Raw genomic sequence first — 15,833 nt, forward strand, 5'->3', positions numbered from 1 at the left:
CGGCCGGGGAGGGACAGCAGCATGCGGATGACAAGCCGATTCGGATTCCTGCTACTGGGGTGGCTGACCGCTCTCTGGGTCGGTGCCGCCGAGGTGACCGATGTGCGCGTCTGGGCGGATGCGGAGCGTACCCGCCTGGTGCTGGACCTGGATGCCCCGGTCGAACACAAGCTGTTCACCCTCAGCGCCCCCGACCGTGTGGTGGTCGATCTCGAAGGGGCCCGCCTGCGTGCGGACAATCTTGATGACGCCGCCAGCGGGCCGATCCGCAACCTGCGTCACGGCGTTCGCAACGGCCGCGACCTGCGCCTGGTGATCGACCTGAGCGGTCCGATCAAACCCAGAAGCTTCCTGCTCAAGCCCGATCAGCAGTCCGGCCACCGGCTGGTGGTGGACCTGGAAACCCCGGGGCAGGCGCGCCGCGCCCCCGAACGTCCGACCAAGTCCGTCGATCAGATCCGCGCCCCGCGTGACCTGGTCATCGCCGTCGACCCCGGCCATGGCGGCAAGGACCCGGGCGCGCGCGGCAGCCACGGCACCAACGAGAAGCAGGTCGTGCTCGAGATCGCCCGCCGGCTGGCGCGGCATATCGATCAGGAACCGGGGATGCGTGCCATCATGACCCGGGACGGCGACCGCTTCCTGTCCCTGCGCCAGCGCATGGACATTGCCCGCGACCACGATGCCGACCTGTTCGTCTCCATCCACGCCGATGCCTTCCGCGACCGCCGGGTGCAGGGCTCCTCGGTCTATGTCCTGTCCCGGCGCGGCGCCAGTTCCGAGATGGCGCGCATCCTGGCGCAGTCGGAGAACGCCGCCGATCTGGCCGGCGGGGTGAGCCTCAACGACAAGGACGAACTGCTGCGCTCGGTGATTCTGGATCTGTCGCAGTCAGCCAGTATCGAGGCCAGTCTGGAGGTGGCGGACAATGTGCTGCAGGGCCTGAAGCAGGTCGGCAAGGTGCACAAGGACCACGTCCAGCAGGCCGGCTTCGTGGTGCTGAAGTCGCCGGACATCCCCTCCATCCTGGTCGAGACCGCCTTCATCTCCAACCCGAGCGAGGAGCGCAAGCTCAAACAGGCCTCGCACCAGGACAAGCTGGCCCGGGCCATGCTCGCCGGCATCCGCAACTACTTCTACAGCAACCCGCCGCCCGGCACCTATGTCGCCATGCACAATCCGCGCGAGCATGTGATCCGCCGCGGCGACACCCTGAGCGAGATCGCCAGCCGCTACAACGTCAGCCTGCGGGCGCTGCGTGCGACCAACGGTCTTAACTCCGACCGGGTCTACGTCGGCCAGACCCTGCGCATCCCCGGCGCCGGCGAGGGCTGACCCGGCGATCGGGTAGGATGGGTGGAGGCGCTTGCCGCCGTAACCCATCGGCTCGCCCCGCTCCTGCCTCTTCCAACGATGGGTTGCGCTGCGCTTCACCCATCCTACGGGTCCTGCCGCGGCTCTGATAAACTGACGGCATGTCCATCCGCCTGCTGTCCCCGCAACTCATCAACCAGATCGCCGCCGGCGAGGTGGTGGAGCGGCCGGCCTCGGTGATCAAGGAACTGCTGGAGAACAGTCTCGATGCCGGCGCCCGCCAGATCGAGATCGATGTGGAGCAGGGCGGCAAGCGCCTGCTGCGGGTGCGCGACGACGGCACCGGCATCCCGCAGGACCAACTGGCGCTGGCCCTGTCGCGCCATGCCACCAGCAAGATCGCCAGCCTGGAGGAACTGGAGCAGGTCGCCTCGCTGGGCTTTCGCGGCGAGGCCCTGCCCAGCATCGCCTCGGTCTCGCGCCTGAGCCTGACCTCGCGCGCGGCGGACGCCGAGACCGGCTGGACGGTCGCGGCCGACGGTTCCGACCGGGTCGAGACGCCGCGCCCGGCGCCGCATCCGGTCGGCACCAGCGTCGAGGTGCGCGAACTGTTCTTCAACACCCCGGCGCGGCGCAAGTTCCTGCGCACCGATGCCACCGAATACAAGCATATCGAGGACGTGGTGCGGCGCCTGGCCATGAGCCGGTTCTCGGTCGGCCTGACCCTGCGCCACAATCGCAAACAGGTGTTCCGGCTGCCGCCGGCGGCCACGCAGGAGGAGGGCGCCCGACGCCTGGCCCGGCTGTGCGGCGCGCCCTTCGTCGACCACAGCCTGCACGTCAGCCAGCAGAGCGGCGGGCTGCGCCTGAGCGGCTGGGTCGGCCTGCCGACCTTCTCCCGCAGCCAGGCCGACCTGCAGTATTTCTTCGTCAACGGCCGCATGGTGCGCGACAAGCTGATCACCCACGCCGTGCGCCAGGCCTACCAGGACGTGCTCTACCACGGCCGCCATCCGGCCTATGTGCTCTACTTCGAACTGGATCCGACGCTGGTGGACGTGAACGTGCATCCGGCCAAATCGGAGGTGCGCTTCCGCGACAGCCGCGCCATCCACGGCTTCATCTTCCAGGCCCTGCACCAGGCGCTGGCCGGGCTGCGGCCCGGCCGGGAACAGACCGCGCAGGCGCCGGTCCCGCCGCAGCGGCCCGAACCGGCGGCTGCCGCCGAGGAACACGCGGCCGCGCCGGCCGGCGGTCGCCAGCAGGCCATGCCGCTGGCGGTGAGCGAGCAGGTGGCCGCCTATGCCGCCCTGCATCCCGCCCCGTCCGCGCTCGCGCCGGCGCCGCAGGCCGCGGATGCGGCGGCAGCGGAAACGGAGGCCGCCGAGACGCCGCCGTTGGGTTACGCCCTGGCCCAGCTGCACGGCGTCTATATCCTGGCCCAGAACGCCTGCGGCCTGGTACTGGTGGACATGCACGCCGCGCACGAACGCATCACCTATGAGCGTCTCAAGGTCATGCAGTCCGAGACCGGCATCCGCTCCCAGCCGCTGCTGGTGCCGGTGACGCTCAGCGTGAGCGAGCGCGAGGCCGCGCTGGCCGAGTCCGACCCCGAGGTGTTCCGCGAACTGGGCTTCGAGGTGGACCGGCTGGGGCCGGAGCAGCTGGTGGTCCGCCAGGTGCCGACCCTGCTGGCGAGCGCCGATGCCGCCGCGCTGGTGCGCGACGTATTGTCCGATCTGCTGGAGCACGGCGTCAGTACCCGGCTGCGCGAGGCCATGAACGACATCCTCTCCACCCTGGCCTGCCATGGTTCGGTACGCGCCAACCGCCAGCTCACCCTGGCCGAGATGAATGCCCTGCTGCGCGACATGGAACGCACCGAGCGCAGCGGCCAGTGCAACCACGGCCGCCCGACCTGGGTGCAGTTCAGCCTGGCCGAACTCGACCGCCTGTTTCTGCGCGGCCAGTGAAGCCCGTGAGTACGCAAGCGGAACCGCCCGTGGTCTGTCTGATGGGGCCGACGGCGGTGGGCAAGACCGACCTGGCCGTGGCCCTGGTCGAGGCGCTGCCGCTGGAGATCATCAGCGTCGACTCGGTGATGGTCTACCGCGACATGGACATCGGCACCGCCAAGCCCGATGCCGGGACCCTGCGCCGGGCCCCGCACCGTCTGATCGATTTCCTCGATCCCGCCGAGGCCTATTCCGCCGCCCGCTTCGTCACCGATGCCAGGCGCGAGATGGCGGCCGTGCGCGCGGCCGGCCGCATCCCGCTGCTGGTTGGCGGTACCGGGCTGTATTTCCGTGCCCTCGAGCAGGGGCTCGCCTGGCTGCCGGAGGCCGACCCCGAACTGCGGGCACGCCTGAGCGCCGAACTGGCCGAGGCCGGGCCGGCGGCCCTGCATGCCCGCCTGGCCGCGGTCGACCCGGAGGCCGCCGCCCGCATCCATCCCAACGATCCCCAGCGCCTGCAGCGCGCGCTGGAGGTGCATGCCCTGACCGGCCGGCCGCTGAGCGCCTTCCACCGGGAGCAGTCCCCGCCGGGCCGCCCGAACTGGCTGAAGCTGGTGCTCGAGCCGCAGGACCGGGGCTGGTTGCACGCCCGCGTCGAACGCCGCTTCGACGCCATGCTGGCCGCCGGATTTGTCGAGGAGGTGGAACATTTGTGCCGCCGTGGTGATCTAAGCCCGCAGATGCCGTCAATGCGCGCTGTCGGCTATCGCCAGGTCCGGCAGTACCTGGCGGGGGAATATGATTATGCGGAGATGCGTCTACGGGGCGTGTATGCCACGCGTCAGTACGCCAAGCGCCAGCTGACCTGGCTGCGGGGCGAGCGCGACGCGCACCGCTATGCTGCCGACCGGCCTGGATATGCCGCCCGAATGCTGTCGCGGGTGACGCAGGAACTGTCCGGCTGGATTTGAAAAAAGTTAAATCAGATATACAGTTACAACTATCGATACCGATTGTGAAATCGCACTATTATCGCTATGCTTAGGTCTGTATTCAGCGTATGAATATGCCTCACCTTCCCCGGTCGTCCGGGGGCTCGAAGACAATGAGACAGAACAGCAGCAGTCCTGGCTGGCATAATTAGAAAAAAAGGAGAAATCAGATGTCGCGTGGTCAATCACTTCAGGAACCTTTCCTCAACACCCTGCGCAAGGAGCGGGTGCCGGTCTCCATCTATCTGGTCAACGGCATCAAGCTGCAGGGCCAGATCGAATCCTTCGATCAGTTCGTGGTGCTGCTCAAGAACAGCGTCAGCCAGATGGTCTACAAGCATGCCATCTCCACCGTGGTGCCGGCCCGCAATGTCCGGTTCAGCAACAACGGCGGCAACAGCCCGGCGGCCGATGAAGGACCTGAACCCGGGAATGTCTGACTGTCACAGCGTCCTGCGGGGTGCGTTCCTTGTTTGAACGCCCCCGCCTCGGCGAACGCGCGCTGCTGGTTCATCTTTTCCTCCCCCAGGACAAAGACCAGGAAGATATCCACGAATTCGAGGAACTGGCCCGCTCGGCCGGCGCCGAGGTGCTGGGTGTCGTCACCGCCACCCGCGGCAGCCCCCATCCCAAGTATTTCGTCGGCACCGGCAAGGCCGAGGAGATCCGCGAGCGGGTCGAGGCCGAGGCGGCCGAACTGGTACTGTTCAATCATGCGCTGAGCCCCAGCCAGGAGCGCAACCTGGAGCAGCTGCTCAAATGCCGGGTGCTGGACCGCACCGGCCTGATCCTGGATATCTTCGCCCAGCGCGCCCGTTCCCACGAAGGCAAGCTGCAGGTGGAACTGGCCCAGTTGCGGCATCTGTCCACCCGGCTGGTGCGCGGCTGGACCCACCTGGAGCGGCAGAAGGGCGGTATCGGTCTCAGAGGTCCCGGCGAGACCCAGCTGGAGACCGACCGCCGCCTGCTGGGCGAGCGCATCAAGCAGCTCAGCCGGCGCCTGGACAAGGTGCAGCGGCAGCGCGCCCAGGGCCGGCGTGCCCGCGACCGCGCCGAGGTGCCCACGGTGTCGCTGGTCGGCTACACCAACGCCGGCAAGTCGACCCTGTTCAACGCCCTGACCACCGCTGAGGTGTATGCCGCCGACCAGTTGTTCGCCACCCTGGACCCCACCCTGCGTCGGGTGGAACTGCCGGGGCTGGGCGAGGCGCTGCTGGCCGACACCGTCGGCTTCATCCGCCACCTGCCGCACGATCTGGTGGCCGCCTTCCGTTCGACGCTCGAAGAGACGCGCGAGGCCGACCTGCTGCTGCATGTGGTCGACGTGCACGACGAGGCGAGCCGCGAGCGCATCGAGGAGGTCGATGCGGTGCTGGCCGAGATCGAGGCCGGTGAGGTGCCGCAGCTGCGGGTCTACAACAAGATCGATCTGGCCGGGCTGGCGCCGCGGCTGGAGCGCGACGGCGAGGGTCGGCCGCGGGCGGTCTGGGTCTCGGCGCAGACCGGCGCCGGGCTGGACCTGCTGCGCGAAGCGCTGGCCGAACGCCTGAGCGGCGGCATCGTGCGCGGCTGGATCTGTCTTCCGCCCCAGGCCGGCCGCGCCCGGGCGGAGTTCTTTCAGCGCCATGCGGTGCAGCGTGAAGAGACCGACAGCGCCGGCCAGACCTGGCTGCTGATCCAGATGCCGCGCAGCGATTATCGCCGCCTGTGCACCCGCACCGGGCTGGCGGAGGAATTACACCCGGAAGACGCGCGGGATAACCTTGCGACTGTCAGCCATGGCCCATAAAATCAGCGCTTTGTGTTTTCAGCTGACAGGGTTCACCGGATCGGGCGGTGACATGCGCGCAGCAAGCCGGCCCCTAAACGACTGTTAATACGAGATAAGCCTACGGTCGGGCGCGAGCCCGACGACCTGCAACGGAGATAATCGGCATGGCGTGGAACGAACCCGGCGGCGGCAATCGGGACCCCTGGGGCGGACGAGGTGGCAATGACCAGGGTCCGCCCGATCTCGATGAGGTCGTGCGCAAGATGCAGGACAAGTTCGGCGGCCTGTTCGGCGGCCGCAAGGGTTCGGGCGGCGGTGGCGCTGGTCGCGGCGCCGGCGGTTTCGGCATCGGTCTGATCATCGGCCTGGCGGCGCTGGTGTGGCTGGCTTCCGGCATCTACATCGTTGACGAGGCCGAGCGCGGCGTCGTGCTGCGCTTCGGTGAATACCAGAAGACGGTCGGGCCGGGCCCGCACTGGCATGTGCCTTATCCCATCGACACGGTACTCAAGGTCAATGTCGATGCCCTGCGCACCACCCAGCACAGCGCCCAGATGCTGACCAAGGACGAGAACCTGATCCGGGTCGGCCTGTCGGTGCAGTATCAGGTCAGCAACGCCGAGAATTACCTGTTCAACGTGCGCAATGCCGACTACACCCTCAAGGAGGCGTTGGAAAGCGCGGTGCGCGAGGTGGTCGGCTCCAAGACCCTGGACGATATCCTCAGCGAGACCGGCGGCCGCCTGGTGCTGGTCAACGAGACCCAGGAACACATGCAGAAGCTGCTGGACCGTTACGGCGCCGGGCTGCAGGTGGTCAAGGCCAACCTGGAAAGCGCCCAGCCGCCGCAGGAGGTGCAGGGTGCATTCGAGGATGCCATCAAGGCGCGCGAGGACCAGGACCGGCTGAAGAAACGCGCCGAGGCCTATGCCCGCGACATCATCCCCAAGGCCGAGGGTACCGCGCAGGGCCTGATCGAGGAGGCCGAGGCCTACAAGCAGAAGGTGGTCTCCCAGGCCCAGGGTGAGACCAGCCGCTTCCTGCAGACCCTGGCCGAATACAAGCAGGCCCCCGACGTGACCCGCAAGCGTATGTACATCGAAAGCATCCAGAACGTGCTGCAGAACACCAGCAAGGTGATGGTGCCGGCCGACCAGGGCAACAACATCATGTACCTGCCGCTGGATCAGCTGCTGCGGCGTGCCCCGGCCTCTGCGTCCGGACAGAACCAGTATGACAGCGACGGCTATCAGCTGCCGTCCTCGTCGGGTCAGGGCAATTCGGGTACCAATCAGCTCAGGGAGGGCAGGTAATGGCTGCCATGCGTTTTCCGCTATTGATCGTCCTGGTCATCGCCCTGGTGCTGGGTTACCTGTCCCTGTTCACCGTCGACGAGCGCGAGAAGGCCATCATGTTCCGTCTGGGCGAGATCGTGCGTTCCGACTTCGAGCCGGGCCTGCATTTCCAGCTTCCCATCGTGAACAATGTGCGCAAATTCGACTCACGCGTACTGACCCTGGATTCGCGCCCGGAACAGATCCTGACCGGTGAGAAGAAGAACGTCCTGATCGACTACTACGTCAAGTGGCGTATCGAGCAGGTCGAGGATTACTACCGCGCCTTCAGTGGCCGCGAGTCCGATGCCGTCTCGCGCATGGCCCAGACCATCAAGGACGGTCTGCAGGCCGAACTCGGCAACCGCACCATCCGCGAGGTGGTGTCCGATGAACGCACCCAGATCATGCAGAACGTGGCCACCAAGGCTGACGAGAAGATGGCGCCCTTCGGCATCGACATCATCGATGTGCGCATCAAGCAGATCGAACTGCCGCCCAATGTCGCCACCTCGGTGTTCGACCGCATGCGCGCCGAGCGTGAACGCATCGCCAAGGAACACCGGGCCGAGGGCGAGAAGGCCGCGCGTATCATCCGTGCCCGGGCCGACCGCCAGCGCACCGAGCTGCTGGCCGACTCCCGCCGCCAGGCCGAGGAGATCCGCGGTGCCGGGGATGCCCAGGCCACCCAGATCTATGCCGATGCCTTCTCCCAGGACGAGGATTTCTTCGACTTCTATCGCAGCATGCAGGCCTACCGCGAGTCCTTTGCCAGCAAGCAGGACATCCTGCTGCTGCAGCCGGATTCGGAATTCTTCCAGTACTTCTCGGGCGGTACCCAGGGCCGCTGAACGCGGGCCCGGGCGCACGGCGTGCCGGGTCCCGCGCCGGTCGGATGGATTGAACCGTCATGTGGAACGAACTGCTGATCGCGCTGGCGCTGATGCTGGTCATCGAGGGGGTGCTGCCCTTTCTCAGTCCTGACGGATTCCGGCGTACGCTGGTCAGCATGATCCAGCTGGACGACCGCGGCCTGCGTCTGGCCGGGCTGGCGAGCATGCTGATCGGCCTGACGCTGCTGTACTGGGTGCATTGAGTCCTGCAACCGCTGTAGCCACGAATCACACGGAAAGACACGGAAGGAAAGCGGCCCGTCGTAAGCGTCGGAATGCCTCGAACCAATCTTGTTTCTGTCCATGTGTTTCCGTTGTCATAATGATTTTTTTATCTGATACCTAGAACCGAAGATGAGCGCGATCAATCACTGGCTGTTGCCTGAAGGCATCGAGGAAGTCCTGCCCGAGCAGGCTTGGCGCATCGAGCAGCTGCGCCGCGGTCTGCTCGACACCTATCGCGGCTGGGGCTATCAGCTGATCATGCCGCCGATGATCGAGTTCCTGGAGTCCCTGCTGACCGGCGCCGGCAACGACCTGGACCTGCAGACCTTCAAGCTGATCGATCAACAGAGCGGGCGCCTGCTGGGGCTGCGTGCCGATATGACCCCGCAGGCTGCCCGCATCGATGCCCATTCACTCAAGCGCGAGGCGCCGACCCGGCTGTGCTACCTCGGCACGGTGCTGCACACCCGTCCGGACGGCTTCGCCGGCTCCCGCTCCCCGCTGCAGGTCGGTGCGGAGCTGTTCGGGCATGCCGGCATGGAAAGCGATCTCGAGATCATCGGCCTGATGCTGGAGACGCTGCGCCTGACCGGCATCGAGACGGTGCATATGGACCTCGGCCACGTGGGTATCTTTCGTGGCCTGGCTCGTGCCGCGGGCCTGGACGGCGAGGCCGAAACCGACCTGTTCGACGTGCTGCAGCGCAAGGCCATCCCGGAGATCGAGGGGCTGCTCGGCGACATGGACCTCAATGCGGCACAGCGCGAGGGCTTTGCCCGCCTGGCCGAACTGCACGGCGGGCGCGAGGTGCTGGATGCGGCGCGCGAACGGTATCGGGATATTGCGCCGGTGCAGGAGGCGGTCGACAATCTGGCCGCGATCGGCGAGGCCGTGCACTCGCGCTGGCCGGAGTTGCCGGTCAACTACGATCTGGCCGAGCTCAGGGGCTATGCCTACCAGACCGGCGTGGTGTTCGCCGCCTTCACCCCCGGCTGCGGCCAGGAGGTGGCGCGCGGCGGGCGCTATGACAAAATAGGCGAGATCTTCGGCCGGGCCCGGCCGGCCACCGGCTTCAGTGCCGATCTGAAGACCCTGATGGCGCTGGGTCGGACAGCGGCGGCTTCCGACGGGGCGATCTACGCGCCGGCCGATGGCGATTCCGGCCTGAACGACCGGGTGCGTGAATTGCGCAGCCAGGGCGAGCGGGTGATCCAGGGGCTGCCCGGTGAGGCCGGCGGGGCACAGGCGCTTGGCTGCGACCGCCGGTTGGAGTTGCGGGACGGAGTCTGGGAAGTCCGGAACTTATAGAACGCATTGATTATTTCCTTACCGTCATCCCCGCGAAGGCGGGGATCCAGCGCGTAGTTGATCTACCGGACACTGGATTCCCGCCTTCGCGGGAATGACGTGACTAAAGTTAAGTACCGTTCAGGGCAGAGAGAAGCATAATGGGTAAGAATGTCGTTGTAATTGGCACTCAGTGGGGCGACGAGGGCAAGGGCAAGATCGTGGATCTGCTGACTGATCGCGCCGCTGCCGTGGTACGGTTCCAGGGCGGGCACAATGCCGGTCATACGCTGGTGATCGAAGGCGAGAAGACGGTGTTGCACCTGATTCCTTCCGGGATCCTGCGCGAGAAGGTCCAGTGCCTGATCGGCAACGGCGTGGTGCTGTCCCCCGATGCCCTGAAGGAGGAGATCGATATGCTGGAGGCGCGCGGCGTGCCGGCCCGCGAGCGGCTGCGCATCAGCGAGGCCTGCACCCTGATCCTGCCCTATCACGTGGCGCTGGATCACGCCCGTGAACAGGCGCGCGGCAAGAAGGCCATCGGCACCACCGGGCGCGGCATCGGCCCCGCCTACGAGGACAAGATATCCCGGCGCGGCCTGAAGCTGGGCGAGATCTTCTCGCGCGAGCATCTGGCCGCGCGCCTGGGCGAGGTGATGGACTATCACAACTTCGCCCTGCAGCATTATTTCAAGACCGAGCCGGTGGACTTCCAGCAGGTCCTGGATCACACCCTGGAGATGGCCGAGCTGCTGCAGCCCATGATCGGCGATGTACCCGAGATTCTCGATCAGGTGCGCCGCGACGGCGGCAATGTCATGTTCGAGGGCGCCCAGGGGGCGTTGCTCGACATCGACCACGGGACCTATCCCTATGTGACCTCGAGCAATACCACCGCCGGCGGCGCCTGCACCGGCAGCGGGGTGGGGCCGCGCAATATCGACTATGTGCTCGGCATCACCAAGGCCTATACCACCCGCGTCGGCGCCGGGCCCTTCCCGACCGAACTCTACGACGGCGTCGAGCTGATGGACGAGACCGGCGCCCACATGGCGCGCCAGGGCCATGAGTTCGGTTCCACCACCGGCCGGCCGCGGCGCTGCGGCTGGTTCGACGCCGTGGCCCTGCGTCGCGCCATTCAGATCAACAGCGTCAGCGGTCTGTGCCTGACCAAGCTGGATGTGCTGGACGGGCTGGATCTGCTGCGCATCTGTGTCGGCTATCGCTATGACGGCGTCGAGCGCCTGACCCCGCCGGTCGGCGCCGAGGCCTACGCCCGCTGCGAACCGATCTACGAGGACATGCCCGGCTGGAAGGACTCCACCGTCGGCGTGCGCGACTTCGATAAGCTGCCGGCCGCTGCCCGCGCCTATATCAGGCGCATCGAGGAAGTGGTGGAAGTGCCGGTGGACATTGTCTCCACCGGCCCGGAGCGCAACGAAAACGTCATCCTGCGTCACCCCTATGATGTCTGAGGCAGGCCCACGCTTCGCCGGCAGTTGTTGTGTGGGTCGGGTTGGCAGAGCGTAACCCGACATGCCGCGGTATGTGTCGGATTACGCACTGCGTGCTAATCCGACCTACGGACTATACTTGCCGCCACGGAGACGGCCTGAAGGAGAGAGACAGATCATGATCCACCTGCTGCGTACTCTGCTGCTGGGCCTGGGCCTGACTCAGGCCGCCCTGTTGAGCGCCGCCGGACCGGTGGCGACTCCCTACGGCGAGGTCAGCCTGCCGCTGGAACTGCACCAGGTGCCGGATGCGCCGGTCTATTACCTGGTCGGGCTGTCGGGGGTGCCGGGCGCGGAGAACGAGGGACATACCTCCAATGCCGGGTTCGTGGTCACCGATGCCGGCGTGGTCGTCTTCGACGCCCTCGGCACGCCGGCGCTGGGCTACCGCATGCTGCAGCGTATCCGCGAGGTGACCGACCAGCCGATCGAGCGCGTCATCGTCAGTCATTATCACGCCGATCATATCTACGGCCTGCAGGCCTTCGAGGAGCATGCCGGCGACCCGCCGGTATGGGCGCAGCAACTGGCCCTGGGGTATGTCGGAGGCTCCAGCGCCAGCCAGGGCGAGGACGCCGAACGGCGCCTGGCTCAGCGGCGCGAGGCCCTGTTCCCCTGGGTGGACGAGAACACCCATATCGTCGCGCCCGACCACACCTTCGAGAAGGAACTGCGCTTCGAGGTCGGCGGCGTGGAGTTCCTGGTCCGGCACCTGGGCCCGAGCCATGCGCCGGGTGACAGCATCATGCTGGTGGAGGACTACGGCGTGCTGTTCAGCGGCGATGTCATCTACCAGGGCCGGGTGCCGTTCCTGGACAGTCCGCAGACCGACAGCCAGCGCTGGCTGGAGGGGCTGGAATACCTCACCCTGCTGGAGCCGTCGCCGCGCTTCATCATTCCCGGCCACGGCGATGCCTCCGCCAATCCGGAGCAGGCGGTACGCGCCACCCGTGACTACATCCGCTATGTGCGTGAGGCGATGCGCGAGGCAGTGCAGGACTTCATGTCCTTCGACGAGGCCTATGCGCAGACCGACTGGTCAGATTACGAGCACCTGCCGGCCTTCGATGCCAGCAATCGCGGCAATGCCTATCGTATCTTCCTGGAGATGGAGGCGGCCGCGCTCGGCGGTGAGTGAAAAGCAACGGGGCGGTACGCTGATGCGTACCGCCCCGTCAGTTAAAAATACTTTTGGAACAATTACTTGTGCTTGCCATAGCCGTCTGCTATGGTGCGGTGATTTGGTGCCGAGGAGAGGACTTGAACCTCCACGGGGTTACCCCCACTAGCACCTGAAGCTAGCGCGTCTACCAATTCCGCCACCTCGGCAGAGCGGGCGAGCCCGCTCAGAAGCCGCGCACTTTACCCGCCGGACGCAGCCTTGTCAATGCGATCGCGCGGGCTTCGAGATACGAGGAGTTATGACTCAAAAACGCAGAAAGAAAACCGCCGGCCGGATCGACTGGCGGCGTCAGGACCCGAACTATGCCCGGGAGAAGGCCAAGTACGGCCACCCCGTCCCCAGCCGCGAATTCCTGCTGCAGTGCATCAAGGATCTGGGGGTGCCGACCGCCTGGCAGGAACTGGCCGACCGGCTCGGCATGGAGGAGGAGGACGACCGCGAGGCGGTCCGCCGCCGGCTCAAGGCGATGGAACGCGACGGCTCACTGCTGCGCAACCGCCGCGGCGGTTATGTGCCGGTCGGCAAGCAGGACCTGGTGCGCGGGCGGGTCACGGCCCATCCCGACGGCTTCGGTTTCCTGATTCCCGATGAGGGCGGCAATGACCTGTTTCTCTCGGCGCGCGAGATGCGCCGGGTCTTTCACGGCGACCGGCTGGTCGCCCGCGTGGTCGGCGAGGATCGCCGCGGCCGGCGCGAAGGCGCGGTGGTGGAGGTGCTGGAACGCAACACCCATCGGGTAGTGGGGCGTTTCTTCCGCGAGGCCGGCGCCGCCTTCGTGGTCCCGGACAACAAGCGCATCGTCCACAATCTGGTCATTCCCGGCGAAGAGGTCGGCGAGGCGCAGCCGGGCCAGATCGTCGTCGCCGACATCCTGGAACAGCCCACCCTGCGCAATCCCCCGATCGGGCGCATCGTCGAGGTGCTGGGCGATCACATGGCGCCGGGCATGGAGATCGACGTCGCCGCGCGCAGCTACGAGCTGCCCTGCGAATGGCCCGAGGCGGTGGAAGAGGAAATCTCCGGCCTGGGCGCGAAGGTCACGCCGGCGGCCAAACGCGGCCGCGAGGACTTGCGCGAACTGCCGCTGGTGACCATCGACGGCGCGGATTCGCGCGATTTCGATGATGCCGTCTACTGCGAAGCCAAGCCCAAGGGCTGGCGGCTGCTGGTGGCCATCGCCGACGTGGCCCACTATGTCCAGCCCGGCACCGCGCTGGATCAGGAGGCGATCAATCGCGGCAACTCGGTGTACTTCCCCGAGCGCGTCATCCCGATGCTGCCCGAGGTGCTGTCCAACGGCCTGTGTTCGATCAATCCCGGCGTGGACCGCCTGTGCATGGTCGCCGACATGTACATCAACCAGGAAGGCAAGCTGCTGCGTTCGCGTTTCTTCGAGGGGCTGATGCGCTCGCATGCGCGCCTGACCTATGACGAGGTCGCCGCCATGCTGCTCGAGCGCGACCCGGCCACGCGCAAGCGTCATGCGCATGTGGTGCCGCACGTGGAGGAACTGCACCGGCTCTATCAGGTGCTGCGCAAGGCCCGGCTCAAGCGCGGTGCGATCGATTTCGACACCACCGAGACCCGGATCGTGTTCGGCGACGAGCGCAAGATCGACCGCATCGTGCCGGTGGAACGCAACGACGCCCACAAGCTGATCGAGGAATGCATGATCTCGGCCAACGTGGCCGCGGCCCGCTTCCTGTCGCGCCACAAGATGCCCGCTCTCTACCGGGTGCACGATGGCCCCAAGAGTGAAAAGATCGAGGATCTGCATACCTTCCTGGGTGAGCTCGGGCTCAAGCTCAGGGGCGGCGACAAGCCGCAGGCCCAGGACTATGCCCGGCTGCTGGAAAGCATCCAGGACCGGCCGGATGCGCACCTGATCCAGACGGTGCTGCTGCGTTCCATGTCGCAGGCGGTCTATACCCCCGACAACGCCGGCCACTTCGGCCTGGCGCTGGATCAGTACGCGCACTTCACCTCGCCGATCCGGCGTTATCCGGATCTGCTGGTGCATCGCGCCATCCGTCATGTGCTGCGCAACAGCAAGCGCAAGAAGGCCCAGGCCTTCAGCTATTCGCACACCGACATGCAGAAGTTCGGCGAGCAGTGCTCCATGACCGAGCGCCGCGCCGACGAGGCCACCCGTGACGCCGAGGACTGGCTCAAGTGCGAATTCATGATGGACAAGGTGGGCGAGGTCTACGACGGCATCATCAGCAGTGTGACCTCGTTCGGGATTTTCGTGGAACTGCGCGATATCTTCGTCGAGGGCCTGGTCCACATCACCGCCCTGAAGAACGACTACTATCATTTCGAGGCCCACGGCCACCGTCTGATCGGCGAGCGCACCCACAAGATCTATCGTCTGGGCGATGCCATCCGGGTCAAGGTGGTGCGGGTGGATCTGGACGAGCGTAAGATAGATTTCGAACTGGCCGAGGCCGCTCCCGAGGCCCCTGCTGCACCCGCGGAGAAGAAACGCAAACGCCGCCGGGGTGGCAGGAAACGCGGGGGGCATTCCTCGCAGCGCAACAAGAAGAGGTCAACATCATGATGAAGAAATTCCTTCCGCTGGCCGTGGCTGCCGCTCTGACGGCGGGTTGCGCCGCCGATGATCCCAACCGCCGGGCCAAGACCGGTGCGGCCATCGGCGCCATCGCCGGCGCCGTGCTCGGTCATCAGATCAATGACGAAAAGGGCGCGGTCATCGGCGGCGTGGCCGGCGCGGTCGCCGGCGGCGTGGTCGGCAACTACATGGACAAGCAGCAGCAGGAATTCGAGCGCGCCCTGGCCGAGGAGCAGCGCCAGCACGAGATCGAGATCCAGCGTCTGGAGGACGAGAGTCTCAAGATCGACATCGCCAGCGAGGTCTCCTTCGATTTCGACAGCGCCGAGCTCAAGCCCAGCTTCCGGCCCACCCTGGACAAGGTCGCCGATATCCTGCAGCGCTACGAGCGCACCGTGGTGCATGTGGTCGGCCACACCGACAGCGTCGGTGCCGAGGAATACAACCAGCGTCTGTCCGAGCGCCGGGCCCGCAACGTGGCCGAGTACTTCGCCTCGCGCGGGGTCATGCGTGAACGCCTGCGTGCCGAGGGCCGCGGCGAGCGCGAGCCGCGCGCCACCAACGACACCGCCGCCGGACGTCAGCTCAACCGTCGCGTCGAGCTCTACGTCAAGCCGATCGTGGAAGGCCAGGAGCGCGAGGCCTACGAGGCCCCGGCCGGGCCGGCCAGCTGGCAGTAAGCTGTTACGGGTACAGCCGCGCCGCGCGTCGTCTCGACGGGCGGCGTTTTTTATTCACGGCGGCGAGATAAACGCAGAGTGCGCAGAGACGCAGAGACGCAAAGTTTCTAAAT

13 protein-coding genes and 1 tRNA gene are annotated in these 15,833 nt (G+C 66.4%); 13 read left to right on the forward strand and 1 reads right to left on the reverse strand.

Annotated features, from left to right (window positions below; genetic code table 11):
- Positions 1-27 precede the first annotated feature (27 nt).
- The 11 genes from COW1_RS16700 (at position 28) to COW1_RS16750 (ending at position 12,423) form a co-directional block, all read left to right on the forward strand.
- Positions 28-1,335, forward strand: coding sequence for an N-acetylmuramoyl-L-alanine amidase (locus tag COW1_RS16700; RefSeq protein ID WP_201344899.1), 1,308 nt, complete (start codon positions 28-30; stop codon positions 1,333-1,335).
- 140 nt (positions 1,336-1,475) lie between these two features.
- Complete coding sequence (gene mutL, locus COW1_RS16705; RefSeq protein WP_201344901.1) at positions 1,476-3,287, forward strand: DNA mismatch repair endonuclease MutL; 1,812 nt, start codon at positions 1,476-1,478, stop codon at positions 3,285-3,287.
- 5 nt (positions 3,288-3,292) lie between these two features.
- On the forward strand, positions 3,293-4,240 hold the full coding sequence (gene miaA, locus COW1_RS16710; RefSeq protein ID WP_370590875.1) for a tRNA (adenosine(37)-N6)-dimethylallyltransferase MiaA: 948 nt from the start codon (positions 3,293-3,295) through the stop codon (positions 4,238-4,240).
- A 191-nt stretch (positions 4,241-4,431) separates the two neighbouring features.
- On the forward strand, positions 4,432-4,701 hold the full coding sequence (gene hfq / locus COW1_RS16715) for an RNA chaperone Hfq (RefSeq protein WP_096366919.1): 270 nt from the start codon (positions 4,432-4,434) through the stop codon (positions 4,699-4,701).
- 29 nt (positions 4,702-4,730) lie between these two features.
- Entirely contained in the window at positions 4,731-6,050 is a 1,320-nt protein-coding gene (gene hflX / locus COW1_RS16720) for a ribosome rescue GTPase HflX (protein ID WP_201344903.1), read from the forward strand.
- Between the two features lie 146 nt (positions 6,051-6,196).
- Positions 6,197-7,345 (forward strand): FtsH protease activity modulator HflK, encoded by a 1,149-nt coding sequence (gene hflK / locus COW1_RS16725; RefSeq protein WP_096366917.1) that lies wholly within the window; start codon positions 6,197-6,199, stop codon positions 7,343-7,345.
- On the forward strand, positions 7,345-8,217 hold the full coding sequence (hflC, locus tag COW1_RS16730; RefSeq protein WP_197702953.1) for a protease modulator HflC: 873 nt from the start codon (positions 7,345-7,347) through the stop codon (positions 8,215-8,217). The genes hflK and hflC overlap by 1 nt, the downstream gene beginning before the upstream one ends.
- 59 nt (positions 8,218-8,276) lie before the next feature.
- Positions 8,277-8,462, forward strand: coding sequence for a DUF2065 domain-containing protein (locus tag COW1_RS16735; RefSeq protein ID WP_201344905.1), 186 nt, complete (start codon positions 8,277-8,279; stop codon positions 8,460-8,462).
- Positions 8,463-8,613: 151 nt separating this feature from the next.
- Complete coding sequence (locus tag COW1_RS16740) at positions 8,614-9,792, forward strand: ATP phosphoribosyltransferase regulatory subunit (RefSeq protein ID WP_201344907.1); 1,179 nt, start codon at positions 8,614-8,616, stop codon at positions 9,790-9,792.
- Between the two features lie 140 nt (positions 9,793-9,932).
- Positions 9,933-11,246, forward strand: coding sequence for an adenylosuccinate synthase (locus tag COW1_RS16745; protein WP_201344909.1), 1,314 nt, complete (start codon positions 9,933-9,935; stop codon positions 11,244-11,246).
- Positions 11,247-11,403: 157 nt separating this feature from the next.
- Entirely contained in the window at positions 11,404-12,423 is a 1,020-nt protein-coding gene (locus COW1_RS16750; RefSeq protein ID WP_201344911.1) for an MBL fold metallo-hydrolase, read from the forward strand.
- Between the two features lie 104 nt (positions 12,424-12,527).
- On the opposite strand, the gene COW1_RS16755 is transcribed toward COW1_RS16750, so the two are convergent.
- Positions 12,528-12,614: transfer RNA gene (locus COW1_RS16755), tRNA-Leu, on the reverse strand.
- A 92-nt stretch (positions 12,615-12,706) separates the two neighbouring features.
- Between COW1_RS16755 and rnr the strand changes: the two genes are divergently transcribed.
- Both rnr and COW1_RS16765 read left to right on the forward strand, forming a co-directional pair.
- Positions 12,707-15,028, forward strand: a complete 2,322-nt coding sequence (rnr, locus tag COW1_RS16760; RefSeq protein WP_201344913.1) for a ribonuclease R — start codon at positions 12,707-12,709, stop codon at positions 15,026-15,028.
- A complete protein-coding gene (locus COW1_RS16765; RefSeq protein WP_242466456.1) occupies positions 15,025-15,720 on the forward strand; it encodes an OmpA family protein in 696 nt (231 codons plus the stop codon). The genes rnr and COW1_RS16765 overlap by 4 nt, the downstream gene beginning before the upstream one ends.
- The last annotated feature ends 113 nt before the right edge of the window (positions 15,721-15,833 follow it).

It is taken from the genome of Thiohalobacter sp. COW1 (assembly GCF_016629505.1).
GTDB lineage: Bacteria > Pseudomonadota > Gammaproteobacteria > Thiohalobacterales > Thiohalobacteraceae > Thiohalobacter > Thiohalobacter thiocyanaticus_A.

Bases quoted from the DNA above. Each gene is read 5' to 3' on its own strand.
- COW1_RS16735 (WP_201344905.1), top strand. From the start codon at position 8,277: ATGTGGAACGAACTGCTGATCGCGCTGGCGCTGATGCTGGTCATCGAG.
- COW1_RS16765 (WP_242466456.1), top strand. From the start codon at position 15,025: ATGATGAAGAAATTCCTTCCGCTGGCCGTGGCTGCCGCTCTGACGGCG.
- hflK (WP_096366917.1), top strand. From the start codon at position 6,197: ATGGCGTGGAACGAACCCGGCGGCGGCAATCGGGACCCCTGGGGCGGA.
- COW1_RS16745 (WP_201344909.1), top strand. From the start codon at position 9,933: ATGGGTAAGAATGTCGTTGTAATTGGCACTCAGTGGGGCGACGAGGGC.
- COW1_RS16750 (WP_201344911.1), top strand. From the start codon at position 11,404: ATGATCCACCTGCTGCGTACTCTGCTGCTGGGCCTGGGCCTGACTCAG.
- mutL (WP_201344901.1), top strand. From the start codon at position 1,476: ATGTCCATCCGCCTGCTGTCCCCGCAACTCATCAACCAGATCGCCGCC.
- hflC (WP_197702953.1), top strand. From the start codon at position 7,345: ATGGCTGCCATGCGTTTTCCGCTATTGATCGTCCTGGTCATCGCCCTG.
- hfq (WP_096366919.1), top strand. From the start codon at position 4,432: ATGTCGCGTGGTCAATCACTTCAGGAACCTTTCCTCAACACCCTGCGC.
- COW1_RS16740 (WP_201344907.1), top strand. From the start codon at position 8,614: ATGAGCGCGATCAATCACTGGCTGTTGCCTGAAGGCATCGAGGAAGTC.
- rnr (WP_201344913.1), top strand. From the start codon at position 12,707: ATGACTCAAAAACGCAGAAAGAAAACCGCCGGCCGGATCGACTGGCGG.
- COW1_RS16700 (WP_201344899.1), top strand. From the start codon at position 28: ATGACAAGCCGATTCGGATTCCTGCTACTGGGGTGGCTGACCGCTCTC.